A 26,306-nucleotide genomic window follows, 5' to 3' on the forward strand; every position below is an offset into this window, starting at 1 on the left:
ACCACTTTTAGCTGTTCTTTTCCTTTCATCGTTTCTCGAACGATTTGGTAACTGAACTCTTGCTTTTTCACTCCTTTCTTCGCCTATTTCCTTTGATGCAACTCAATGAGTAAGCAGGCAATATCTCCTCTATTTCAATCAGATACGCATTCTTCTCCTTTTCTTGCTTCCAACTCCTATACTTCCGCATAGAACGAGGCAAGTTCAGGCACTTTAATAAAGGTTCTGAAGCGTTCCTTCTGAATAATCTCATTGGTGATGGAAAACTCATAGTCAGTGGACTTCTTGGCAAAGACCGCAGCCCATGCGTCGAAACTGTTAATGCCCTGCTTCTCCAAGGCTTGCGGGCGCAAGTATTTGAAGAGCAAATATAATTCTGTTAGCGAATTACTGATAGTAGTTCCCGAAAGAAAAGTTGCTCCCAAGTCCTTGCCTGACCGCTCCTGTATGGTGCGAATGGCAAAGAGCATATTGAGCGCACGCTGTGAGCCATCCGGATTGCCCAAGCCCGACACTCTGTCGTGGCGGGTGTTGAACATCAAGTTCTTGAATTGATGGCTTTCATCTACAAAAAGGTGGTCAATACCCATCATCTTGAAATCCACGGCATCGTCCTTGCGCTCGGCAATGCTGTCTTGAATGCCCTGCAACTTGGCTTCCAAGGTCTGTTTTCGTTTCTCCAAACCTTTGAGCATGGCACGGGAAATGTCCGCTCCCTGCATACGGAGCACTTCAAGATTTTCTTCTACAGAATCTTTTTCTTTCTGCAAAATCGCTTCTTGTATCTCCAATGCTTGCGGTATCATGCCGAACTGCTCATGCGTGAGGATAATGCAGTCCCAATCATTATTCTTGATGTCATTGAAGATGCGTTGGCGATTCTGCTTGCTGAAGTCATTCTTTCCCGGATAGAGTATCTTGGCATTGGGATAAGCCTTGCGAAAAGTGTCGGCAATATCGAATACATTTGCTTTGAGTCCAATAATCATCGGTTTGTTAGCCAATCCCAACCGCTTCATCTCGTAGGCTGCTGTACACATGATAAGCGTCTTACCTGCACCGACCTCGTGGTCGCAGATACCACCTCCATTGGTCTTCAGCATCCACACGGCATCTTTCTGACTCTTATAAAGGTCTTGTATGCCCAATCTTTTAAGGTCGAGGTCGGGAAACGACTGATGCGTACCGTCGAAGTTGGGACGCACAAAGCAGTTAAAAAGGCGGTTGTAACGGTCAGAGAGCTGCTCCTTGAACGTGTCGGGTGTCCGTCCGAGCCAATCTACAAAGCCTTGTCTGATTTCCTCAATCTTGGCATTTGCCATCTGTATGGCATGACCGTCACGAACCTTAATCGTCTTCTCATTACCCTCCGCATCAAGTATGGTCTTGCTTTTGTTAATGTCAGGAATGGTATTGTGAAGTGCGTGCTTCAATAAATTGAGTCCGTCATAGCGTCTAAACTCACCTTGTACAGCATATTTGTGCCAGATATTACCGTTCTTTTGGTCGCAGCCAATGGCATACTCGTCCATATTAGAATGATAACTCACCCTGATGTCCGTCTCGAAGAACTCCGAGGCGAACTTGCCATAGACTTTCGCGGGTATCCAGCGTTCACCGAGGTTGAAATCCAAATCAGCAAAGGGAATGGGCGTGGGAGTGGCGGCACGCAGGGCAGTCAGACTCTGTTTCGCTTCCTCATGCTCCGGATGATCCAAGAGCCACGACTCGATACGCTCCGCCTTTTCAATCACATTGCCAGAAATAAACTTGTCGGCTACCTCATAGCTGTCCTCTTCGGGATTGTAGAAGATGCGTCCTTCCAAAGCAGAAAGCATATCGCTCTCTTCCATATCGGGAAGCAAAGAACTCATATAGTCAAGCTCCACCGTGCCGTATTTGTTGAGTGATGCGCCCAATGCCTCCATCGGGTCTGAAGCTATGGACAGTTCGGAGGTGGAAAAAGCCGTCGGGTGGTCGAAGATGTCCGCCTTGATGTACTTGCCGTTCTCGGAGCGTTCCAAGAACAGCATTTCCACTCCGGTGGCATCCATCTTGATGACATCGGTGTTTGTCTTCTGGTTGAAGTACCCCCAACGACCTACATAGCCGTCATAAAGCCGATTGAGTTTCTCACGCTCTTCCTTGTCCTCCGCTTGGTTGTTCGCCTCATAATCATAGAGTCGGTGATAACTCTCCCTAATCTCAATATATGCTTTCAGCCGTGAGAGCTGAGCAAAGGGTAAGTCCATCGGGTTGAAGGTAGGATGTCGTTTCAAGTCAGACAGGAAACCTACCTGCCCATTCTGTACGACTATCGAGCCGTCACGCAAATGTGAGTCGGGAGAAGAAAGGAACGGACGCGGTGAAGCATCAAACTCTTTCTTAACCTCTGCTATGGGCTGTGGCTTGCGAGGTTCGGCTTCCTCCATAAAGTCAAAGAGCGAGGGCTCTCTGACGGGAGCAGATGCAGTTTTCTTGCTTCTGCGGGAACTGCTTGGCGTGCTTCTTGCCGGCTTGGGTTGCCTGCTCGCAGAAAGTGGTTGGTTATCGCTGACCTTCTTTTGTTGAGCAGCCTCTTTGATTTCATTATTTACACGGGCTACATCTTGTGTCCAAAGACTATATTCCTCTGGGGCAAACAAGAACTGTTCCATGGCTTCTGTCTCTATGGTGCTATCCATAATCGGATGATGGTCTTCATCAAAGAATACCGTCTGACCGTTCATCTCGCGTGGGGCTTCCACGTCTGTGCGAATTTCACGGCTTTCTTGTTCGTATTGTCTTTGAAGGGTAATTACGGGGACACCTTCTGGGGCTGGTTCGGTTTCAGGCTCTGTATGTAAAACTGGCGCAGCTTCTTCGACTTTCAAAACCTCCTCGACTTGTTCTACCATTGCTTGTGGTTGATTGTCTTCCTGTACAGGTTTCTGCACTTCCTGACGGCTTTCATCCTTGATTTCCTCAATGATGGGTTCTTTAGTGTATTGTTCTCTGACAATCTCTTCCAGTTCCGCAATCTCGTGCAACTTTGTGGGTTTGAAGTATAAGTCCCGCTCAATACCCAAGCCTTTGACCTTTACTTCCTCCATTTCTTTAAGGGACATATACCCAAGTTCCCAGCCGTAGCCCATCGTTACGGCACCAAAACCGATGCGTTCTTTGGGGTCGTATTCCAGCATATAAGCGGTATAGGCTCCCATAGGAAAGAAATAGCGAGCGTATGCCGTGCGGTCGCCAATGAGCTGTTTTTCCGTTGCATAGAGCTTGGGAAGTTGCTTCTTGGTGCTGTCGGGCATCAAATTGTAGGTATTTTCTTCTTCTTTTTCATCTTCCTTGTCCTCTTTCTTTTCCTCCTTATCCTTGATTTCCTGTTCTTGAGGTATTCCTTCCGTTTTTATGTTTTCTTGTACTTTTTGCACCATCTTGTCCATGTGTACCTGCCATTCCTCCTCGGTCATGGGTATGCCGGTTTCATAGAGTTTACGATCGAAACGCTGCTCTACTTCCAAAGAGAGTTGTGTGCGCAGGCTGTCAGCCATATCCTCGATACTGCCGTCAAACGTATATTCCCAAGCAGGCTTACCGTAAGGGTCTGTACCCATTTGTCTGTCTATGGCAATCGTACGGTGGGAAATATCCTTCCATTCGCCCTCGAAGAGGGAGTTATGATTGAACGCAATAGAAAAGCCGTCGCCTTTGGGGACAGAGGCGGTTTGTACAAACTGCTGTTCAATGCCATCACCAATTTCTTTACCCGACTGCTTTTGCAGGACAATCAGGTCGCTGCCAACATCCGTACCCGCATTCTCGGAGAACATACCCGAAGGTAGGCGGATGGCGGAGATAAGACGGCTATTCTGCATGAGGTAACGGCGGATGGCTTCATTCTTGGGGCTATCCAATACACCCTGCGAGGTAATAAATGCAAGAAGTCCGCCCTCCTTGATAGTGTCCAGCCCTTTTACAAAGAAATAATTGTGAATGGTTCTGGTGGATTCCCGTTTAAGGATATTCTCTCCCTTGCTATAACTACGGTCATAGACCATAAAGTCGCCAAAGGGGATGTTGCTGGTAATCAGGTCGTACTTGTCCTTTTCTTCCAGTTCTCCAATGGCTTCAAAGGGTTCTTGCCGAACAAAGATATTATCCTTGCCGTAAGGATGGAGGGCTTGTGTGATGCGCGCCGTCAGTAGGTCTTTCTCCATCGCATCGACCATACCGGCACTTTTGGCAAAGGTTTCGGTAAAGGCTCCCATACCTGCTGAAGGGTCTAAGCACCTTCTTACTTGCACGTCGGCAGCACTAAGGGCTTCGGCAATGGCGGAGACGATACGGGTGTCGGTATAGAAGGAGGTCAGTACGCTTGCCTTGATACTCTCCCAATAGCGTTTGGCGGTGCTGGCATCGACGGCATCACGGTAAATCATCTGTTTGAGCCTTTGGGTAGGCGCGAACAGGTTTTGCTCCGATGCGCTCCAATAGCGGAGGTCATCGGGATTATCACAACGGTTCAACACGCATTTCAGACCACCGAAACCTTGATAACCTCTGAGCAGGACTTTCTCGGCTTCGGTGGCTTCACGGCGTTCTTTCTCTAATCGGAGGATCACACGGATGGCTTCCGTATTGCCCTCCAAGACTGCTTTCTTATTGTATGCCATAATTTTTCTGTTTTAAGATGGAGAGGGAAAATTAGTCGGAAGATAATTTTTCCTATCTTCCAACTAATTTGTTTTATCTCCGATTCTGTGAGAGTTATCTTCCTCGTGCTTTGCCTTTCTTTCCTTCAAACTCAAAGGCGGTGGTATGGTCTTCGCCCAGAACAAGACGTGCGTTGAACTTCTTGCCTGCCTTGCTCGTCAAGCCTTTGAGGATAGGCGTTCGCCCGGTAGTTATCAAATCACGGATATTGTCCTCGGAAAGGAACGTGCCGCAGATTTCACGGAAGATGTGGAAGTCGCAGCCCTCGTGCCTGCATTTCGCAATTTTGGCATAGATGCCCACACTCTCATTGCTGCATTTGGGGCAGTGGTAGGTGGGATAGGACTTTTGTACCTGTGGAGCAAGGGCAAGGAGTTCCTCGCAAATCGTCTCCACATAGGAGTTGATGCCTTGTGCGAACTTCTCGGGTGGCATTTGTCCAGCCTCGATGGCGGCAAGGGTCAGTTCCCACGAGCCTGTCATCTCTGCATTGGCAATTCGTTTATCCTTGACAATCTCATAGACTGCCAAGCCTTTCTCTGTCGGGACTACCGTTTTCTTTTCTCTTCGGATATAGTCTCGCAGAATCAATGTCTCGATGATATTGGCACGAGTGGCTGGTGTACCGATGCCGCACTCTGCCATTGCTCTTTTACTTTCTGCATCTGCGACCTCTTTCCCTGCGTTTTCCATAGCAGAAAGCAAAGTCGCTTCTGTATAGAGCGGTTTGGGCTTGGTCTTGTGCTCGGTAATTTCTGAAGAAAGCAGTGGTAACACCTCGTTTTCTATTAGATTGGGCAATACGGATAAAGTCTGTTCTTCTTCCTCTTTGCCTTTTTCATCGTTCGTGCCAGTACTATGCTGCACGGCTTTCCAGCCCAAGGAGATACTTCGGCACGCCTTCCAAATGTAGGTGTTTGTACCGTCTGTCAGTTCCGCCTGCATCCTCTCCTCCTCTGAATCGGGAGAAAAGGCTTCGATGAAACGATGGACTACCATTTGGTAGATGGTCGTTTCATCTGTCGATAGTCCCGATGTTGTTTCACCCGTAGGGATAATGGCGTGGTGATCAGTTACCTTGCCGTTGTCCACCGAGTGGCGGTTAAGTGGTGTCGGAAGTGCAGTGCCTATCTTGCCAAGTAAAGTGGGTACTTCCTCGAAAACGTCTTCACTGATGTATCGACTGCCGGTGCGGGGATAGGTCGTGATTTTCTTCTCATAGAGGCTTTGTGCGATTGAGAGGGTCTTATCTGCTGAAAAGCCGTGCTTTCGGTTGGCTTCCTTCTGTAGGGAGGTAAGGTCGAACAAGAGGGGTGGCGACGTATGTCCCACCTTTTTGCGACCGAAGTCACGGTAAGCCGGCTCTGTTCGCGAAGCATGGCGAGAGCGGACTGTGCATCGGCTTCATTGTCAAATGCACTACTGCTCACAGCTTTCAGCGATACGCCCTCTTTCTCTGCTGCTACGGAGAGTTTCCAATAGGGGACGGAAGAAAAATCACGATTTTCTATGTACCGACGGCAGACCATAGCGAGTGTCGGGGTCTGTACCCTTCCCAAAGAGTAACCGCCTTTGCGAGCGATGGACAGGGCACGGCTGGCATTGATGCCCACAAGCCAGTCGGCTTCGCTTCTTGCCTTGGCAGAGTAATAGAGATTATCGTAATGGCTTCCCGGCTTAAGATTGGAAAGTCCTTCACGGATGGCTTTATCCGTGAGGGAGGAAATCCAAAGTCTGTCAAAAGGTTTGTGGCAGTTCAAATGGTTGTAGATATAGCGGAAGATGAGTTCACCTTCACGCCCGGCATCGGTGGCTACGATGATGCGGTCAGCCTTGTCAAAGCAAACTCGAATGGCTTTGAGTTGCTTGAGTGCTGCGGGGTCTGATGTGTACTCCTTATCCTTGCGCACTTGTCGCACGATAAGTTGGAAGGGATTGGGACGGATGGGCAGGTCTTCTGCTTTATAGGCTGCAAAACCGTAGGCTTCGGGCATGGCAAGGGTAATGAGGTGTCCCATTGCCCAAGTAACCATATAGCCGTTACCTTCTAAATATCCGTCTTGTCTGGTATTAGCCCCTACGATACGGGCTATATCTCTGGCTACCGAGGGTTTCTCGGCAATAATACAAGTAATCATAGTTGATAATAGAATTAAAGGTTACATCTTACGTCCACGGGACTTCTTCTGTTTGTTCTCGTCCTGCTTTTGCTTCTGCTCAGCAGTAGGCTGTGTCTGTCCCGTTTTGAGTGGTTCTTTCACATTTTTGGTGGCTTCGTTGGTCTTGCCGTGGTTATTGACCGCAACCTGTGTCTTGTGTTCCTCTGCTACGGCAACCACCTTTTCTTTGCCGGTTTCTTGCTTTTTGTCAGGATTCCACTTGTAAAAACGTGGGCGATTCTGTTCTTTGTCCATACGGACGTAGGCATTGAATGATTGTCCCTGTTTGTCCACCATATTCTTTAGATATAGTGTACGACCGCTATCCAATGCTTCACGCTGTTTATCTGATAACTCTAAACCGCAGAGCTTATGAGGTACACCTTGCTGCTGAGCCTGTTTGTGTTCCTGTCGTTCTCTTAAACTCTTGTTATCGCCAAAGATGAACTCAATGCCTTTTCGCTCGGCATTGACCTGCAAGGTAGCATTGAAGGACTTACCACTCTTGGCGGTCATTCCTTCCACTTTCACGGCTTTGCCTTCCACAAGATCTTTGTACTGGACATCAGAGAGCGTTACACCCTTGATCTCCTTGGGAATGTTCACACGGTCGGCACGTAAGGCAACAATTTCGTTGGTCTGTGGATCGATGGAGACATAGGCAGAAAAAGGATTGCCGTTCTTGGGCGTTACTTCGATTGTCTTGCCAAGGTTGCCCGTAGCAAGGAGTTGCTCCTTTTCTTCGGGAGAGAACTTGTAACCCATATAGGGGAAGTCGAGCTGTGGCTCCTTGCGTAACGGGTGGATAGCCAAGCCGACATTGCCATTATCATCCGTGCGGAATGCAAGACGTGCTTCGGTGTAGATGGTCGTGTCACCAATAGGTACGGCAATAGTAATAAGGTTACTCTTCTGCCAAGAAAGCATCTTTTCTAACTCTCCACTTTGTTCCAGTCGTTCACGGGTAAGACCGAGGTCACCAAGTTGCTTCCAATCAATCTTCGACTCATCAATGGCTGTGGCGTTCTTCTTTTTCGGCAGATAATCGTCAAAGGATACTCCAATCTCTGTCAGTTGCTGTTTGCTTTCTGGCTTTTCACGACTTTGCAACATGGTGCGAAGATTGTCCACACCTTGTTCTACATTGTTTGCCAAAACCTTGTACAGTCCGAAACGAGTCGGGTTATTGAACTGTTTGAGGAAATTGGACATGAAGTTCTTTAGAAGTCCGTCCTTGTTGTTGAATTTCAAGAACGCTGCCTGATTCGCAGCGATTGCTTCGGTGGTTTTAAGGTTGCCCTTGTCGTCTATACCCGATACTACGGAGATTTTTCCTGCTTCTTGCTCATTCTTCACTTCCGTGCGATCTTCCAAGACCAGCACATAGTTGTCATTGTTGTTTGGTTCCATAAATATTACATTTTGATGAATATATAATGTTATATATTGGCAAAATTAAACGGATAAAACCAAACGCTCACACTGTGAGGAAATAGTGGGAAAAAGTGGGAAACAAAATGAGAGGAAGATTTGATGTACCAACAAAAAAAACTTCCCCTACAAGAGAAAGTCTATGGATGAGAAAGCACATCAACGATAAGTTTTTTGGTTTGCAGCTCGAATGTCAGCTACCAATAACCGTGACCGACGTCGGTCAGCGTCGTGAGTGACGACATTTGGAAGAATATTGGATGAAACACGCAGGGGGAATTTTTCTGAAAAGAAAAACTTCCCCTCCTCTTCGATACCACACGTCTGTATGTGGTTGCAGCCCTGTTTATAAAAGTTATCCTGATGATAGGTGGTATTTTATAAAGTTTATCGACGTCGGTCACGGCCGTTACGATAGCAGGTGTCGCATGGCTCTTTCCTCTTGACGGATGCGAACTATTAGCAGGTAGCCGTAGAGGGGCAGACCTACGCATAACGTTGTCCAAGCATGGCAGAGTAGCGCCACACCTATCAGTTCTGGTATGATGTTGAGGAAATAGTTTGGGTGTCGCACCGTACGAAACAAGAAACTACGATCGATGCGATGGTTGGGTACGATGTAGAGTTTCACTGTCCAAACGTCACTCAGCTTATAGATGACGTAAAACAGCATGATGTAGGCGAATGCCATGACTGCCACGCCGATGACAGAGGTCCTGTCAAACTCCATATTGCTGGTATATCCCTCATAGAGGGCACCAAAGTAGTAGGCTATATGGGCAAGCGTCAGCAGTAGGGAGTTGCGTTTTCCGTACTGTGTGGCTCCACATTTGATGAGACGTTTCTCGTTCCTTATTGAGAAAGCGAGGGAGAACAAGCGCAAGACAAAGAAACTTGCGAAGATGATAATTGCATATAGCATAACTGTAATATGTTTTATGATGTTTAATAATCCGCTATGAAGCCGTGCCGACGCGGGGGGGGGGATTCCGCACGGCTCGGCTGGTGTGTTGACTTGCCCCAACTTGTTACCACTGCTTGAGCGGCGGTGTGGCAGTATCGTTGAACTTGATGGCGATGTTGGTGAGTCCGTTGTCCCACCAGCCTGCAAAGTTGAAAAGCAGTATACCCGTTGTACGCAACTGATGGTCTCCCTTAAGAATATTTATCACATGCGGATCTACGTATCCTGTGACGGCATTGGGTGTGCCTATGCCGTTTGGACCCGTGTACGAGCAGAAGGTGATGAACCAGTCGGGTGCCGCATCACCGTATGCCTCACTGGCTTTTAGCAGGTTTTGGCGCACAAGGTTCACCTTGTCGCCAGCAGCGCATCTGTAAGTGTCCTCCACATTCAGCGTGGTACGACTGTGATTGGTGGAGTAGATATTGGTAGAGAATTGTCTGTTATCATACCAGCGGTCTATCCACCCCGAGTTGGTGGAGTACCAGCCCTCACGGCTCAAGATGAGCATCTTGCCTCGCAGTTCTCCCATTGTAAGTGTCGGACTGAACGATCCTGCAATGTATGGTGTAACGTAGGGATCAGCTCTTAACACGTTGCCCACCGCCGCACGATACTTGTTGCCTCCATCTTTGTCGTAGTCGTGGTCACGCTTGATGGTCATGATAACCGTTTCCGATGGGTGCTCCCGCAGAAAATCAGCGGTGGTACGCAATACATCCTTGTGGAACGTGCGGTCGAATACATTACTGGCGTGGCAGAGCTTTAGCACGCCATCTGCAAGCACCAAGCGTATGTCGAAGAAGCGTATGCCGCTCTCGAGCTGCCCCTTGATGTCCTTGTCTTGCGTCTTCACCCACCAATTGCCTGACCATGCTCCTGTATCGTGCGTTCCGGGTATGGACATCTTGCACACCAGTCGGTCGTCTTCCATATCCTGCATCCAGTTGGCATTGGTAGTGGAGATCAGTTGCCGCAGTTTCAGCGAGAGCGTGTATGTTCGACCCGCCACGGGACCTTGTGCATTGCTTTTTCCTTCCAGTGGAGTGTGGTACAACCACCATGGCGATCGATGTATCCTGGCTTCTTCTGTAGGTACGATAAAGTAATTGCCTGAATACCCTACGGATTTACCTATGGGCATACTCCAGAAGCCATACCAGCCTGATGTCTCGCCCGGTTTTAATGTGAGTGGTTGGACAAGTGGACATTCGAAATCCTCTCCACTTTTCTGCAAAATTGGAGAAATGACAGGCGCATCCCCTCGTTCATCAGTCTGCCACATTGCCTCCCACACGAATGGTGCTGCCTGCATGGAATCGTCAGTGGGTTGCATGCGCAGTGATGCCACGCTCATGTCATATTTCGTATCATTTGTCAATCTCATGCGTATGAACGCTCCTTGCGGTTTGAAACTCACATGTGGCGAACGCAGGTGCAAACCGTCACTCGTTTCCAAGGGCAACCATGCTGACAGGTAAGGCATGTTCCATAGTTGCTCCTCATTTTGGTTTATGGGGCGTGCCAAACGCTCTACGCCAATTTTTATTTTGTGCGTCTTCTCATCGTAGGTTCCATGACCAAGTAGAAAACATGCCTGCCAATTACCAATTTTTTCATCGTGAGGAGCCTCCACGTCAGCATTGAGAGTGTCGCACCACAAGACACCATCATGCGTTTTCCATTTCACCTGTACTAATTTTATTGGTATCTTGGGGTTTTCGTTTCTGATAACGCAAAGTCCCTCAGTTGTTTCGCCTTCTTTTAGCCGCATCTTCGGTGGGACCATATCTCCCTCAAAACCATAGGTGAAGGATCTTGTTGCTACCATCTTGGTGTTGTCTACGCCACCATTAGGGACTTCTATTGTAAGCCGTATCGTGGTTGATTGATGAGACGAACTTTCGTTATTCACTGTAGTGTCACCGTCGCATCCGTATAGTAGCATGGTGCATAACAGCGCATATATCACCGTCAAATTATATAACGTTCTTTTGCCCCATTGAAGGGCGAGTTGTTCTGATATCATAGTAAATCTTATGTAATTTTGTTTTTTAGGGTGCAAAGATAGCGAATAACAGGCAACTTCCAAAACCTAACTATTGGCATTTATCGTACGCTTTGGAAAGAAATGGAATGATGTAACTTTGAGTTGCAGCGGTTTTCTTGTCAAAAGTCTATGTACACGCAAAATGCATCTCGTAGTCATCTATGGACTTCGAGATGCACAGCCTCACACAAATACATATCCAATGCGGTTTGTTAAATATTATAAATAATCGAGGAGAGGGTAAGGAAGCTGAAAATATAAGTATGGAGGAATAGATGCCTACAACACAGAGTGTTAAGGATAAACACACCAATAGAAACCAACATGTATTTGTTATTTTTAGCCATTCCTTAACATAAAATTATATACTATAGTGAGGGACACGCATTGCCCCTCACCTTAGATACTATTTGCGACGTATGAGTCGTTGCTCGTCCTTGTCTTTCTGCAACTGGCGTGGGGCGCGCTTGCCGAATTCGTCCACGTCTCTGTTTACCATGAGGCGAACGCCGTAGTGCAGGGTGGCATTATCGTTATGTCCACGGTCGAAGCCGTCTTTGGATAGCACACGGTAGCAGAATGTCTTGTTGCTGTGCTCGTTGTCCTTGTCGTAGGTGTCGTATTTCCAGCGTGTTCTTGACCAGTATGCCATGCGCCATGTAGATCCGCCTTTTGGGAAGGGGTAGCCTACGCAGGGCAAAACACGATAACAGTCGGTACGATAGAGCGGGTTGCTGTCCGAACATTCTCCCCACCACTTGTCATCCATGATGTCGCGTACGGTTACGTTGGCGTTGCCTATCCAACGGCTCTGTACCACGAGGCGCATGCCCTGTCCGTCGTTGGTGGCGTCGGGACCGCCAGCGTCCATGAACCTCCAGCGATAGGCACAGCGATAACGGTTACCGTAGGGACGGCGGTCTTTGTCCGATTGGGCTTCCTTGTTGTTGCCGTAGAAACGAATGGCGTAGAGTTCGAGCCGACTCTTATCTTGCATAAAGTAAGAGTAGAAGATGGGTTTCTTATTCCAAAACCGCTCTTCCTGCATATCTGCCTTGTTGCTGTTGTGTGTTTCGCCAGCTGTGATGATGGGGCGCATGTCGTCTTCCTCTGGGTCGAACATTTCGAAGTAAGGGTTGGGAGCCGACTTGATGTTATTCCAGCCTGTAAGACCTATGGGCAACGTACCATTATAGATGCTTGTAAGGATATTAGGCAAGGCAATTCCCCATTCTTCGCCAGTGGGAAGATGGTAATCTTGTGGCTTCATGGTGCCATTGTTCAGCGCAAAGCGCATTTTCATATCGGCACTTTTGAGCGACCAGTTGTTCACCCATCCGTAATCAGCCTCGTTGGGGTGTGGTGCGTTGGTGTCGTGGAAGCCCATCTCATCGGTTTTGCTGTTTGTTACCGCCAAACGTTCCAAAGGGTTTGCCCATGGATAGGCAGGCTTGCCGTCTCTCATCTCACTGAAACGTGGACGACACACACCTACTTCCACGGAGAAGCCACAGCCTTTAACTTTTTTGTTTTTGAAATCGAGGACTTTGAACTCGCCCGACCATTCCTGAGGTTTTGACTGCCCAACCAACCATTCATCAGCGTACGGATAACGTGGGTTGCCTTTCTGTTTCCTACCCAGCATAAATCCTCCACGCTCGGCGGTAAGCATGGTTTGCCCGATGTAGTTGAGCTTAGGTATGGGCATGCCCCACACGTAGAACTCGTCGTACTCGGCTTTCTCCTTTCCCTTGCGCATGGCAGAGGCATCGAAGGTGTAGCGGTACTCGTAGAGTGGCGAACCGTAGTCTGCGCTCTCGTCGAGTGGGTTCACGTTGCCAGGATTGTTGAAATGTATCTGCCTGTCGTTTTCGTACATCCAGTAGAAGTTGCTTTCAATGCTTGTGTTCCAAGGGCGTAGCTCACAATCGAGACCGAAAGAATGATCCATAGCAAGATCGGAACTTGAGCGGAACAAGCTTGGTGGCATCATCAGAAATCCGCCTCGGGCAGTGATTTGCGAGCTGGCAAAGGCATATTTATGTCCCTCTGGTTTTACCAAGTCGGTATTGCGCTTTACCTTGAAGCGTATCATTGTTCCCAATAACCTAAACTTCCATTTTTCAAAATTGATTTTTCCATCTTTCATCTGTAACTTCATCCAACCTGTGGCATAAGGTACGGCAACTCGAATGTTTCCATTGGCATCAAGTTGGTTGTGGTATGGAGAGTGATTAGGGTCGAAGTCTACATAGAAATGATATAGCTTTTCTGCACGTTTCCTTGTCTTGTCGTCAAGACTCATATTTTTGCGTTCTCTGTCAAAGTCTGGGTTATATTCGCCACCGATGATGCCACACACATACCATTCCTCATTTTGCTTTGGTGTAAATGCTTTGTCGTTGAGCCAATGAAACTCAACCATGTCGTTAGTTTTAGCAAAAATAGTGCCATCGCTATTGTAGCTTACTTCGTCAAATTTTACCTCTCCAGCTCCAAGCACCACCTTGTTGCCGTCCATCGCCTCTTTGCCGTCAATCATCGTCTTGGCGTCTTTGTCAACACGTACGATGAAGATGCGTGCCTTGAGTTCGGAACCTTCTATCAATGGAAGATGCTTTGAATTTACAGAAACGGCACGTGTGGTTGCAGTATTTCCACCCAATGAGGTGGATACATCAGCAAGCTCTACACAGGCGTTACCCGAAATGCCAATTCTTGAAGTTTCACCAACGTTTTCCACTGTCGCCTGCTTAACATCTGTGCTATTGAGCATTGTTTCATCAGTGCATGAAACAAGAAATAAGAGTGCTATCACGCAGGATAAGAGCCATTTCATCTTATCCGTTCTTGGTGTAAAGAATGTATTCATTGCTATTGATAATATATTGTAGGTTAGTCTTCTATTATGTCATCTAAATCGCCACCGTTTTTGCCACCAATATTACTTCCACCGGTGCCGTCGTCGCTTCCAGCCAGCAGCGTACACTCTGCCTGCATGGGTATCATCGTGATTTGTGGACGAACGTACTGTTTTTTCTCTCTCGTTGTTTCTTGAGTGTCAATAATCTCTGTCATAATTCTTAAAATTTTATGTAGTTAATGCTAATTGGTTAAAATCTCGTATATTGTTGCCTGCCCAAGTTTGTTCGTGAGTGACGTCGGTCAGTGTTGTGAGTGACGTCAGTCAGCTGCGTGAGCGACGTCGGTCAGGGGTTTGGGCTTGGCTTTTCAGAACTTTCGCTTTTCGCCTTGGCTGGTGCTTCGGTGCGCTCGTAGCTCACGCCGCTGAGGGTGAAGTATTTGCGCGATGGCTTGAGCCTGACGGCGGGTTTGGAAATGTGCTTGGCTGGACTGAACTCCTCCTTGCCTTTCTCCACGAGGCTGCTGCTAAAGGTGGGGGTGAGGGTGCCGATGTCGCCAAAGTCAACGCTGTCGCCGTTCTCAACGTGTCGTTTTGCTATTTCGGCGGCAAGTCTCAGTACTGCCTCCACTTCCGCACCAGTGAAAGTGGTGGCTCTTGCCACCTCGTCACAGAACGAGCGGTGGTCGATGCGTTTTCTACCTGTTGGCAGTGCCTGAATGACGGTCTTTCCTGCCAGCTTTCCTAATGTTGCCTTGCGTTCGGTGAGAACGTAGGCTAAAGGTCTGTTAGCCATAATTGAATAGTTTTAAGGGTTTAAGTAATAAAATAGCGATTGGAACGTATCTTCCAGCGCATTCCAACCATATCTGTTTCGCCTTTTGCTTTTCTTTTATCATATTATTACATTCATTGGTATCGACAAGATAGTTTTACCGCATTTGCCCAGTATAACTTGTCGGCGTGCTTGTCAGCGATTTAGATTCCTCTATATTCGCCTACGTACACAAGCCATGCAACAGGTCACTCTGACCGTCAATCTTTATCACTGTGCAAAATGGAGCTTCGTACAGCTTCCTTTGTTTTACAATTACTTTAGTCATCACTTCGTCAGTTTCTTTATTTATTGTAAATAGTTTGTCGTCTTTTTTAGCGACCTTTTCGCTCTTTTCCTCCATAAGCGTGTTCGTTTTTCGGTTACATAGTCTTTTATTGTCTTAATCTCTATCAGTGCTACACGACTATAGGTTGTTTTCATAGTTTTTGTTGTAGCGTTTCCTGCTTGTGCTATTTCGTACATACGAGTACTGTGCGCAAGTCACACGACACTCATGGGTATGGCGATACTCCTCTCATACCTTTTCTTGCGATGAAAAAAGGCGGAGAGAGAGTAGTGTGCGGCGAACCAATAAAAAGTGTTAAAAATTCGGGGGGGGGGGGAGGTAATAAAAGATGTTAATAAACATGCAGAGTGCAACATTCTTTCGCACTCTTTGCTAAAGGCGGAAGAAGAAGTTGGCAGGCAGCCGAAATTGCGAGTCGCATATTTATACATACATCATCAAAAATAGTTATTACCTTTATTTTTGTTGCTCCTGAATATATCCAATATGGGAGCGCTATTGTTTTATTTTATAAAATATGATGCAAATTTAAGTATTTTTCCCAAAAATTACAAGCAATTTCCGGAAAAATAATGAAAAATACAGAATGCAAACGTTTGCTCATGTTTATACGGCAGTATTAAAATAAGGCTGCTAATCTTTTACTAAATGGGCAAGGCTGGGCGTGTGCTTTATCCGTTGAATTTCAGAATCGACAAGCGATCGAATTTCTTGCTTCACTTTACGATAGTTGGATTCAATGGTTTCTTTGAGCGTGTCGCAGCTTTCTTCGTCAGTGAAATCAGTTATATTGGGGATGGGTTTATAGGTTTTCATATCCGCAGACACCTTGGCACTATCTACCACTATCTCCGCATGGAAAATTTTCTGGTCGATACGCTCGTCGAAGTTGTCTGACACAGCACCGACAAACATTCCCTGTGTGAGATTACTGATTTTGCTTGCAGGGATAAGACTATCCATCTGTGTGGAGATAGAGGTGGATTTGTCATTACGGTTAATGGTCATAGACTGTCGCTGTTGAAGCACCTTGCCAAAGCGTTCCGAGAGTGTTTTGGCAGTTTCTCCAACCACCTGCCCTGAGAACACATTACCCACCGTATTCTGGATTACCTTGCTCTCCTTGTCGCCATAATCACGGGTGAGTTGCGAAAAGTCTTGAAAACCCAAACAAACTGCCACTTTATTGCTTCGTGCTGTGGCTATGAGATTATCCAATCCACGGAAGTAAATCGTTGGCAACTCGTCGATAATTACCGAGCTTTTAAGTTGCTTCTTCTTGTTGATGAGCTTTACGATACGGCTATTGTAAAGTCCGAGTGCTGCCGAGTAGATATTCTGGCGGTCGGGATTATTGCCCACAACAAGTACTTTCGGCTCGTTGGGATTGTTGATGTCAAGCGAGAAATCATCACCTGTCATCACCCAATAGAGGGCAGGAGAAATCATGCGTGAAAGCGGTATCTTGGCACTCGCAATCTGTCCCTGTAGCTGTTCCTGCGCTCCTCCCTCCCAAGCATCCATAAAGGGAGAAAGGTAGTTGGCAAGCTCATCGTAGGAAGTAAGTATCGGAAATATCTGTGCGTAGGGACGGTTCAGGAATTCGATGGCATGGGGAAAGGTACAATATTTGCCGTTCTCATATATCTTCAGAAACCAGATAATGGCGGCAAGCAAGATAATCGGTGATTCGACGAAAAAATCTCCCTGCTTCTGAATCCACGAGCGGTTGAGATTGAGCATAATGGTGTAGGCACTCTCATAGGCATCGGATATATCTGTCATAAAGGCAGGATTGATGGGATTACACCGATGCGATTTCCTCGGATCGTCAAAGTTGATGACATAGAACTGTGGCTTCACCTTGTATGCATCCAAGTGATTAAGTAGGTGATTATAAGCAATCTCGGAAAGGTCGGGAAACTTATAATCGTAGATATACATGGCAAAGCCTTTCTCAATCTGCTGCTTGATGTAGTTGTTTACGATAGCGTAGGACTTACCCGACCCCGGTGTGCCGAGTACCATTGAAGCACGGAAGGGATTGACTACGTTAATCCAGCCCTTATTCCATTTCTTCTTATAGTAAAAACGTGTGGGGAGATTGACGGAATACTCATTCTCCATCAATCGTGTTTCCTGCATGAAACTCTCGTTTTCTGTGTTGAATACATCGTCCATCAAGTTATTTTTGAGCAGTCGGCTCATCCATACACCGCCCATCAGCAGACAGATATAGCCCACGGACAGCGTGAAGATATAGAGCGAAGCCGCCCCAATTTCTCCAATGGGCAATGCCAACAGCCACCAGTTGAGAAAGAAAAAGACAAAGCCTGAGAAAAGCACCGTCCAAATCTTCGACCATGTTATTTTCTCCTCCTTCACGCCTTTCGTCCCTAAACAGGATAGTGCAAGGAATACCACGCAAAAGAGTTTTGTCCAGAGGATAGACGAAAACAATCCTGTGGTACGCTGGAAGTTCATCAGTATCTTATCCACAATGCCGAGCGTAAAGCCCCATGTATGGAACGCCTCGTAGCAGAACCAATAACAGTTGATAAGGAGAAATATCACTGATATGCCCCTCATAAAGTCCATGACTTTACCTAATGCCCTTAAATCATCTTCCTGTGCCATAATCGTATTGTTTTTGGGAAGCCTCCCCCAACCCCTCCTAAGGAGGGGAGATAGAAATGCTCGTTTGTTTAATGTTTTCTTCGCCTAAGATTTACCTTACTTTGTCTGCGGAGTTTACGCTGCCATGCCGCTTCTTTCCAATCATCATTGCCTGTAGATGTGAAAGAACCATCCACCATATCCTCGATGAGTTCATCAACAAGGTTGTCGCATTCCTCTGTATTTAGGTGCAAAGATTCATTTGTAGTTGTCTGCTCCAAGCGTTCTGAAGGATTGCCATACAACGCTTCATCCAAGAATGGATTGTGTGTTGGATTGGATAAATACGCATTAAATACATTGGCAGAATATCCTTTACCCAATCGGGAACCGTTGAGCGCAATTCCCTCATTATCGTCAATAAAGGTAATGCCATAGATACGTCTACTTTCGTTTTTTCGGATTACCACACGCAAGACTTGTTCTTCCAATCTGCTCCGCAGCTCTTTCTCTGTTTGTGGAGAGGTGCGCATAGCTTGTAACACCTTGTTCCTTATGGTTGGTATCAGCGGCTTGATGGCTTGCTTTGATCTTTGCATCCTGTTCTGCACGGCTGTATAGCCCACACCACGTCCAATGTCCGAGGCGTGGATGGGTGTGCTTACCTTGTCTCCCTTATCATCTGTTGGGACATAGACAAGTCCTTCATATTTCTTTCCCCGAAACTCTGTCTTAACTTCCTCCACAGCAAGATTGTATACGGAGAGGATGGCATTCAATTCTCCAAGTGAGCAGAGCTCATAATGCTTTAGGACAGAGAGAAGCGTTTCGGCTACTTGTTCCTTGATATTCCCTTTGGTGGTATCAATTTTAGATACTTCCTTCATTTCCCTATCAGTTACTTTTGAACTTGGAATAAGGCTATATTTTCTTTCCAAAGCATCGGTAATCTTCTTGCTCCTTCGCTTTTCAAATTTGTCGTTGATTTTCTTTCCCTCTCCGTTCACTCGAAGCGACACGATGTGTATATGCTCACGAGCAATGTCACTATGCTTAAAGACGATGTAGGGTTGTTTTCCGTAGCCGAGTGCTTCCATATACTCCTTGGCAATCTGCGCAAGAAGTTCATCAGAGAGTTTCTCGTCCGGGTGAGGATTGAGGGAACAATGAAACACCGCCTTCTTCGTTCGGCATTTCTTGGGTATCAATGCCTCCATGTCGGCAAGCACGTCTTCCATCGTATAACGTCCCCCTCTGTCCTGATACAACTCAGTGGCAAGGAGAATGCTTGCTTCCCCTTTCTCCACCTTTTTGAAGTTGTATCCGAGTGCCCCTCCAAGGTTCTCCGTCGCTGAAATCTTGGCAATCATTTCTTGCGGTAGTCAATGGTAAGATTGATTGTCTGCTCCTGCAAAGTGATGATTTGAGCAGACAGTTTCTCCAACTTTTCAAGCAGAATCTGTGCGGTCTTGACCGAATGATAGCTGTTAATGGCACGCACGGTTTGGTTATAGAGCACACCAATTTTATGGATTTGCGCTGTCAGTTCTGAGAGCTTTCGGTAATATTCGACGGCAGATTTGTCCACCGTAATCACTTTGAAACTCTCTCCAAGGATACGACCACGCACAAAATCCGACTTGGTTTCCGCTCCCGATTTATGGAACAAATCAATCGCCCGTTGCTGGTCTTTGGGCTTGGGAAGACGGGTATCCCATCTGTCCCATCGTTCTATCTTTTCGTTCATTGTTTTTATCCTTATCTAATTACGACTTTGGAGTGATTTAATCCCCTTTGGGGCAAGGGTCTTTGTGGTACAACTGTAAGTTTGTGTTACAAAGACACACCTTGCCAATATCAAGAAATGATACGATTGAAGTATCCACCCTCGTGGGGTGTCTGCTTCGGGATATTACCTCCATGTATTATTCTCGCCTGCAAAGTTACGGCGAGTTTTCAAATAACTCATTATCAATGATATTCACTCTTTTTCCTCGCATTTCCCTGCACTTCATCGGTGTCATATAATCAGCCAAAATATCATTTATTTTGCAGTCAGAACGAGCGAACAATGGCATGATGATACAAGTAAAAGATACATCGTATTACCGTTGGCTTACACCAAAGATGACAAGAACGAACGAAACATATTCATAACAATTTGTTGTCATGACAAACTATTGTCAGTACAACAGATTGTAAGAACTATAAATCGTCCTTTCAGACTATCGCACGAACCATACGCAGCCAGAACAAACTGTCTGCTGATACTTCTCAAAAATGAGAGAACATCCAAACATCAAATAGACAAGTAATATGAACTAAGAAATTATCATTATGGAGAACAAACAACAACGCCCCATCTTTCTGGGGTTCTCCTCGCAAAAGGGAGGAGTCGGAAAAAGCACGCTTGCCGAAATCGTAAGCAGCATATTGTACTACGAACAGGATATCAACCTCTTCGTGGTGGACTGCGACCTGTCGCAGGATTCCTTTTACAAGCTGAGAGAACGTGAGAAAAGCGTCATTCAGGGAAGCGAGGAACTTTCCAAGTCTATGCAGGCATTCTTTCAGCACCTCGGCAAAAAGGCATACAGAATTTACAAGTCTAGTCCCAAGGAAGCCGTCAAGACAGCACAAAGTAAGATTGACGCTATCAGCAATGAGAAGTACCAGTTGGTTGTGTTCGACTTTCCCGGTCATGCAGGAACAACGGAGTTGATGGAACTGTCCCTTCAAATGGACTATATCCTGTCTCCACTTGAAGCCGACATACAGTCGCTCGTCTCTTGTATGGCATACGCCAAGACCATTACGGATATTGGTGTTTCTATGTCCGACTCACGGATAAAGGACATTATTCTGTTCTGGAACAAGGTGGACAGAAGGGTGAGGAACATCATCATTGACGAATACACGAAGCTCATCCAAGGACATGAGCTCACGCTCCTGCCCGGCTATGTATATGCCACGCACCGCTTCTCCCACGAACTCTCCACATACGGGCTGCGTGGTGTGTTCCGTTCCACCTATCAGCCTCCTGCAAAGGGACTGCGAACGGGTACGGGGCTGGATGAACTCGTCTCCGAGATAATTCAACGTTTCAAACTAAAAACAAAAACAGAACATGGCAACGATTGAGGAAAGAAAACAGCAACTGGAAAAGAAGCTAAAGAAAATGGCAGAGGACAATGTTGTGGTGAAACCTGTCACGGTCCCCAACCCCTTCGATCCATCCGAGGACACCGAGCCTTCCCTCGCAACATCACGAGAGGAAGACAAAGGTTCGGAAGAAATGAAGACGGCAAAAGAAGAACGAACAGACGAAACAGGAGGAGAGGAAATCGGGAACACGGAGCCGAAAAGAGAAAGGAAGCCAAGAATGGAAAAGTCCGGCAGGTCGTCCCTTTCCATAGAGGAATACCGTTCCCTATACTTTCATCCCGTACGTTCGCAAATGCGGACAGCTTTCTCCATCAATTTGGAGACATTACAGAACCTACGCAATGTGCTACAAGACTTAGGAGAAAGGGTATCTATTGCTTCCTATATTGATAATATCCTCCGGGAGCATCTGCGGGAACATCAGGAACTTCTCAATAATGCAGCAGCAAAGCAAAGACGTAAGACCACAATAACACTATGATGGAAACAATACTTTTCAGTTTTATACTGGTACTCATCATCATTTGGATGATGCTTGGTATCCTGTATTTCTATATGCGGTATGTATCTCCGTATGACTTCATTATCAAGAAAAAAGGAAAGAGCGATGAAGATAGCAAGAAGAAAGAAGCAACGAAGAAAAAAGACGGACAGAAAGGAAAAGGAACAATAGAGCAAGCCGAGTTTGTACTGATTGGAAAAAGCCGTTCCACTTCCCCGATTATCCCACAAATTCCCTCTGTTTCATCATCTGAAAATTCGGAGCAGAATAATAATAATTTTGCACCGCAGAACTCCGAAAAGGAGGAAGAAATGAAAGAGGACAACGAAATGGACATTGATTTCGAGATGGAGAGAGTGGACGAAGATGAGATTGTCCGTGAGGAATTAAACCTATCCATCGAGCCCACATCGGGCGAAGCCGAAATTTCGGAGCAGTCCGTCCTCGCACGTGACTTAGTCCGCCTGCAAAAGTGGGCAAAGAACAGTGAGGAGGCTGATGAGGAAGAAGTCAAAGAGACAGTTCGGCAGCTTCAAGACTCTGAGCTATTGGATAAGTACAAGGAGAACATCGCCAAGATGCAGGGAGAACAGTCTGCACTGTTGGAGAAAATCCGTAAGGCGGAAGAAAAGGAAGATCAGAGTGCTCAACCAGCAATGCCTTCATCACAAAACCCAACACCTCCTGTTTCTGGCATATCTGACACAGCAGTGGGCGATGCTGACGATAGACCGCTGTCCTATTATCTGTAAAAATGGTTTCTTGATTTTCATATTTCGGAGGAATGCAGGGGTTGCTCAAAAGTAAAATAATCAGCCAATATCTATCATACGATAAAACCGAGCCACCCCTGACACCTCCACAAGAAGACAATTCGTTTAACAACTTAAAATAAACAGCAAAATGAACAACAAAAAAATCACAATGATGCTGTTCCTGACGGCACTGACCACCGCAGGAGCGTATGCACAGGGAAATGGTATGGCAGGTATCAACGAAGCCACGAAGATGGTAACGTCCTACTTCGACCCGGGTACGAAACTCATCTATGCCATCGGTGCCGTAGTGGGTCTTATCGGAGGAATAAAAGTATACAACAAGTTCTCAAGTGGCGACCCCGATACGAGCAAGACAGCCGCTTCTTGGTTCGGTGCGTGTATCTTCCTGATTGTGGCTGCCACCATCTTACGTTCCTTCTTCCTGTAAACGATGGCACAGTGGGAAATCAATAAAGGTGTAGGTCGGACGGTAGAGTTCAAGGGTTTGAAGGCGCAATATCTCTTCCTATTTGCGGGAGGACTGTTGGCGGTCTTCTTTCTCGTGGTGGTGCTATATCTCTGTGGCATCGACCAGATAGTCTGCCTCGGTCTTGGCTTAGTGGGTGCAACACTCGTTGTGTGGCAAACGTTCGCCATGAACCGCAAGTACGGCAGATACGGACTGATGAAGCAGGGATCCATTAAGATGCACCCGCGCTACCTCTTGAACCGCCGTACCGTCTTTCACCTTATCCGTAACCTCAAACCAAAACGCAAGGCATAATGAGAAACAACAGTAAAATCACGACCTTGGAAGCGAAGTTTCCGCTGCTCTCCATCGAGCAGGGTTGTATGGTGAGCAAGGATGCCGACATCACGGTAGCTTTCCGTGTGGAGCTGCCCGAACTCTTCACCGTTACCTCCGCCGAATACGAGGCGATGCACTCGGCATGGCACAAGGCAATCAAGGTGCTGCCCAACTATACAATCGTGCATAAGCAGGACTGGTTTATCAAAGAGAACTACCAAGCCAAAATGAATAGTCAGCAAGGCTCCGGACTTAGCTTTCTTGCCAAAAGTTCAGAGCGGCACTTCAACGAGCGTCCTTTCCTGCACCACTCGGTCTATCTCTTCCTGACCAAGACCAACAAGCAGCGTATGCAGCGACAGAGCAACTTCTCGTCGCTCTGCCGTGGACACTTACTTCCCAAGGAGATTACCGACAAGGAGGAAGTCGTCAAGTTTATGGAAGCCGTAGACCAGTTCGAGCGCATTATTAACGACACGGAGCAAATTCGACTCAGCCGTATGACGGAGGAGGATTTGGTGGGTACAGCCGAGAAAGGCGGACTCTTAGACCGCTACTTCTCCCTTTCTGAAGAAGGACACGCTTCTTTGGAGGACATACGATTAGGAGCAGACCTTGTGCGTATAGGGGATAATCGCCTTTGCCTGCATACGCTGTCAGACACGGACGACCTGCCTACAAGTGTTTCCACAGACACACGCTATGAGCGACTATCAACGGACAGAAGCGACTGCCGACTGTCCTTTGCCGCTCCCGTTGGCTTGTTGCTGCCCTGCAACCATATCTATAATCAGTACCTCTTCATCGAGGACAGTGATGATAACCTGCAAAGGTTTGAGAAGCAGGCACGCAACATGCACTCGCTTGCAAGATACAGCAGAAGCAATCAGATTAACGAAGAGTGGATACAGGAGTATCTCAACGTAGCCCACTCGCAGGGGTTGACCTCCATTCGTGTCCACTTCAACGTGCTGGCATGGAGCGATGACAAGGAAGAACTCCGTAACATCAAGAACGATGTGGGCAGTGCGTTGGCACTGATGGAGTGCAAGCCACGCCACAACACCGTTGATACGGCTACCCTCTATTGGGCGGGTATTCCCGGCAATGCCGCCGACTTTCCAAGTGAGGAGAGTTTCTATACCTTTATCGAGCCGGCTCTCTGTTTCTTCACGGCAGAGACCAACTACAAGGACTCGCTCTCTCCCTTCGGTATTAAGATGGCTGACCGACTTTCGGGCAAGCCAATCCACTTGGACATTTCCGACCTGCCGATGAAGAAAGGTATCATTACCAACCGCAACAAGTTCATTCTCGGTCCTTCAGGTAGTGGCAAGTCTTTCTTTACCAACCACATGGTACGCCAGTATTACGAGCAAGGGGCGCACGTACTTTTGGTCGATACGGGTAACAGCTATCAAGGCTTGTGCGAGCTTATCCACCGCAAGACCAAGGGCGAGGACGGTGTTTATTTCACCTATACCGATGAGCATCCTATCTCTTTTAATCCTTTCTTCACCGATGATTACTTCTTTGACGTGGAGAAAAGAGAAAGTATCTGCACCTTATTGCTTACGCTTTGGAAGAGTGCCGATGAACATATTACCAAGACAGAAGCAGGCGAACTTGGTTCTGCCGTCAACACCTACATCGAACTTATCAGGACGGATCACACCATCGTTCCCTGCTTCAACACCTTCTATGAGTATCTTCGTGATGTGTATCGGGAGGATATGGAGCATCGGGACATTAAGGTAACGCTCTCTGACTTCAATATCAATAACCTCCTAACGACACTCAAGCAGTATTATAAAGGTGGTAGGTATGACTTCCTGCTGAACTCGGACAAGAACATCGACCTGCTCTCGAAACGTTTCATCGTCTTTGAAATCGACCAAGTGAAGGACAACAAGGATTTGTTTCCTGTCGTAACGATTATCATCATGGAAGCTTTCATTAACAAAATGCGCCGATTAAAAGGTATCCGCAAGATGATTCTCATCGAAGAAGCATGGAAAGCCATTGCCTCGGCTAATATGGCGGACTATATCAAATATCTCTACAAGACGGTCAGAAAGTATTTCGGGGAAGCCATCGTCGTGACACAGGAGGTGGACGACATCATCCAGTCGCCCATTGTCAAAGAGAGTATCATCAACAACTCCGACTGCAAAATCCTGCTTGACCAGCGCAAGTACATGACCAAGTTTGACGGCATACAAGCCATGCTCGGACTCTCCGAAAAGGAGAAGAGTCAGATACTTTCCATCAACCAGAACAACGATACCAACCGACTATATAAAGAGGTGTGGATAGGTTTAGGCGGTATGCAGAGTGCCGTCTATGCCACGGAGGTGAGCATGGAGGAATACCTTACCTATACCACCGAGGAGACGGAAAAGGTGGAGGTGATGCAACGTGCGGAACAGCTGGGTGGCGACATCGAAACGGCTATCAGGCAGTTGGCAAGTGAAAAACGGGAGAAAAGAAAGTAATTTTTCAACAACTTAAATATGACAACAACAATGAAAAAACAAGTTTTTATGCTACTTACCGCTTTGACTTTATTCTGCGGTGGTCAGGCACACGCACAATGGGTAGTAACCGACCCGGGCAACTTTGCGGGTAACATCGCCAATTCCGTCAAGGAAATCGCCACCGCCACGAAGACGGTGAAGAACACCTTGGACGGCTTCAAAGAGGTAGAGAAACTCTACAACGACACGAAGAAGTATTACGACGATTTGCGTAAGATCAAGAACTTAATCGGTGATGCCTATAAAGTAAAAGAATGTATCCTGATGGTGGGCGACATCTCGGAGATTTACGTTACCTCGTACAAGAAGATGCTCTCAGACAAGAACTTCCGTCCTTCGGAACTTGCTGCAATGGCTTCCGGCTATACCAAGTTATTGGAATTGAGCGGCGAGAGCCTGAAAGAACTCAAATCGGTTGCCAAAAGCAATGTGTTCTCGATGAACGACCACGAACGTATGCAGCAGATAGACCATATCTATACCACGCTGCGTGAATATCGTTCGCTGGTATCTTACTATACCCGTAAGAACATATCGGTGAGCTTCGTGCGTGCCAGAGAGAAGGGAGAACTGAGCGAGGTAAAATCCCTCTACGGTAATACGGCAAGCCGCTATTGGTAATCAA

General features: G+C 46.9%; 19 protein-coding genes and 1 pseudogene. 7 read left to right on the forward strand and 13 right to left on the reverse strand.

Annotation, left to right across the window (positions count from 1 at the left end; genetic code table 11):
- Window positions 1-176: 176 nt before the first annotated feature.
- The 13 genes and pseudogenes from DEM91_RS04580 to DEM91_RS04635 form a co-directional block, all read right to left on the reverse strand.
- A complete protein-coding gene (locus tag DEM91_RS04580) occupies window positions 177-4,664 on the reverse strand; it encodes a DUF2958 domain-containing protein (RefSeq protein ID WP_249858142.1) in 4,488 nt (1,495 codons plus the stop codon).
- A 94-nt stretch (window positions 4,665-4,758) separates the two neighbouring features.
- Entirely contained in the window at window positions 4,759-5,187 is a 429-nt protein-coding gene (locus DEM91_RS12660) for a topoisomerase C-terminal repeat-containing protein (protein ID WP_410525623.1), read from the reverse strand.
- Window positions 5,179-6,842, reverse strand: a pseudogene (locus DEM91_RS04585) (DNA topoisomerase); the annotation flags it as partial. The pseudogene DEM91_RS04585 and the gene DEM91_RS12660, both read right to left, overlap by 9 nt.
- A 21-nt stretch (window positions 6,843-6,863) precedes the next feature.
- Window positions 6,864-8,273, reverse strand: coding sequence for a DUF4099 domain-containing protein (locus DEM91_RS04590; RefSeq protein WP_019036209.1), 1,410 nt, complete (start codon window positions 8,271-8,273; stop codon window positions 6,864-6,866).
- A gap of 430 nt (window positions 8,274-8,703) precedes the next feature.
- Window positions 8,704-9,216 carry an isoprenylcysteine carboxyl methyltransferase family protein gene (locus tag DEM91_RS04595; RefSeq protein WP_036868466.1) on the reverse strand — a complete coding sequence of 171 codons (513 nt, stop codon included), beginning with the start codon at window positions 9,214-9,216 and terminating at the stop codon, window positions 8,704-8,706.
- A gap of 106 nt (window positions 9,217-9,322) precedes the next feature.
- Window positions 9,323-11,287, reverse strand: coding sequence for a phosphatidylinositol-specific phospholipase C (locus DEM91_RS04600; RefSeq protein ID WP_019036211.1), 1,965 nt, complete (start codon window positions 11,285-11,287; stop codon window positions 9,323-9,325).
- 427 nt (window positions 11,288-11,714) lie between these two features.
- Window positions 11,715-14,180 (reverse strand): hypothetical protein, encoded by a 2,466-nt coding sequence (locus DEM91_RS04605; RefSeq protein ID WP_026302367.1) that lies wholly within the window; start codon window positions 14,178-14,180, stop codon window positions 11,715-11,717.
- 23 nt (window positions 14,181-14,203) lie between these two features.
- Window positions 14,204-14,386, reverse strand: coding sequence for a hypothetical protein (locus tag DEM91_RS04610; RefSeq protein WP_019036213.1), 183 nt, complete (start codon window positions 14,384-14,386; stop codon window positions 14,204-14,206).
- 131 nt (window positions 14,387-14,517) lie between these two features.
- Window positions 14,518-14,967, reverse strand: a complete 450-nt coding sequence (locus tag DEM91_RS04615) for a hypothetical protein (RefSeq protein ID WP_008124763.1) — start codon at window positions 14,965-14,967, stop codon at window positions 14,518-14,520.
- A 202-nt stretch (window positions 14,968-15,169) separates the two neighbouring features.
- Window positions 15,170-15,349, reverse strand: a complete 180-nt coding sequence (locus DEM91_RS04620) for a hypothetical protein (protein ID WP_019036215.1) — start codon at window positions 15,347-15,349, stop codon at window positions 15,170-15,172.
- A 579-nt stretch (window positions 15,350-15,928) separates the two neighbouring features.
- Complete coding sequence (gene mobC, locus DEM91_RS04625) at window positions 15,929-17,932, reverse strand: conjugal transfer protein MobC (RefSeq protein WP_019036216.1); 2,004 nt, start codon at window positions 17,930-17,932, stop codon at window positions 15,929-15,931.
- A 68-nt stretch (window positions 17,933-18,000) separates the two neighbouring features.
- Window positions 18,001-19,281, reverse strand: a complete 1,281-nt coding sequence (gene mobB / locus DEM91_RS04630) for a conjugal transfer protein MobB (RefSeq protein WP_249858143.1) — start codon at window positions 19,279-19,281, stop codon at window positions 18,001-18,003.
- Window positions 19,278-19,658, reverse strand: coding sequence for a hypothetical protein (locus DEM91_RS04635; protein ID WP_019036218.1), 381 nt, complete (start codon window positions 19,656-19,658; stop codon window positions 19,278-19,280). The genes mobB and DEM91_RS04635 overlap by 4 nt, the downstream gene beginning before the upstream one ends.
- Before the next feature lie 590 nt (window positions 19,659-20,248).
- Between DEM91_RS04635 and DEM91_RS04640 the strand changes: the two genes are divergently transcribed.
- The 7 genes from DEM91_RS04640 to DEM91_RS04670 all read left to right on the forward strand — a co-directional run bounded on the left by DEM91_RS04640 (window position 20,249) and on the right by DEM91_RS04670 (window position 26,302).
- On the forward strand, window positions 20,249-21,052 hold the full coding sequence (locus DEM91_RS04640; protein WP_004339679.1) for a division plane positioning ATPase MipZ: 804 nt from the start codon (window positions 20,249-20,251) through the stop codon (window positions 21,050-21,052).
- Entirely contained in the window at window positions 21,039-21,557 is a 519-nt protein-coding gene (locus tag DEM91_RS04645) for a DUF3408 domain-containing protein (protein WP_004338351.1), read from the forward strand. Before DEM91_RS04640 ends, DEM91_RS04645 begins: the two co-directional genes overlap by 14 nt.
- Window positions 21,554-22,330: a hypothetical protein gene (locus DEM91_RS04650; protein WP_004339677.1), complete on the forward strand. Its 777-nt coding sequence runs from the start codon at window positions 21,554-21,556 to the stop codon at window positions 22,328-22,330. Before DEM91_RS04645 ends, DEM91_RS04650 begins: the two co-directional genes overlap by 4 nt.
- A gap of 151 nt (window positions 22,331-22,481) precedes the next feature.
- The gene (locus tag DEM91_RS04655) at window positions 22,482-22,784 is read left to right on the forward strand and encodes a DUF4134 domain-containing protein (RefSeq protein ID WP_004338354.1); all 303 of its coding nucleotides are present in this window, start codon (window positions 22,482-22,484) and stop codon (window positions 22,782-22,784) included.
- A 3-nt stretch (window positions 22,785-22,787) separates the two neighbouring features.
- On the forward strand, window positions 22,788-23,120 hold the full coding sequence (locus tag DEM91_RS04660; RefSeq protein ID WP_036885181.1) for a DUF4133 domain-containing protein: 333 nt from the start codon (window positions 22,788-22,790) through the stop codon (window positions 23,118-23,120).
- A complete protein-coding gene (locus DEM91_RS04665; protein WP_249858144.1) occupies window positions 23,120-25,639 on the forward strand; it encodes a TraG family conjugative transposon ATPase in 2,520 nt (839 codons plus the stop codon). The genes DEM91_RS04660 and DEM91_RS04665 overlap by 1 nt, the downstream gene beginning before the upstream one ends.
- Window positions 25,640-25,669: 30 nt before the next feature.
- The gene (locus DEM91_RS04670) at window positions 25,670-26,302 is read left to right on the forward strand and encodes a DUF4141 domain-containing protein (protein WP_019036792.1); all 633 of its coding nucleotides are present in this window, start codon (window positions 25,670-25,672) and stop codon (window positions 26,300-26,302) included.
- Window positions 26,303-26,306 lie beyond the last annotated feature (4 nt).

The sequence above is a fragment of the Prevotella sp. TCVGH genome (assembly GCF_023522295.1).
Taxonomy (GTDB): Bacteria; Bacteroidota; Bacteroidia; order Bacteroidales; family Bacteroidaceae; genus Prevotella; species Prevotella timonensis.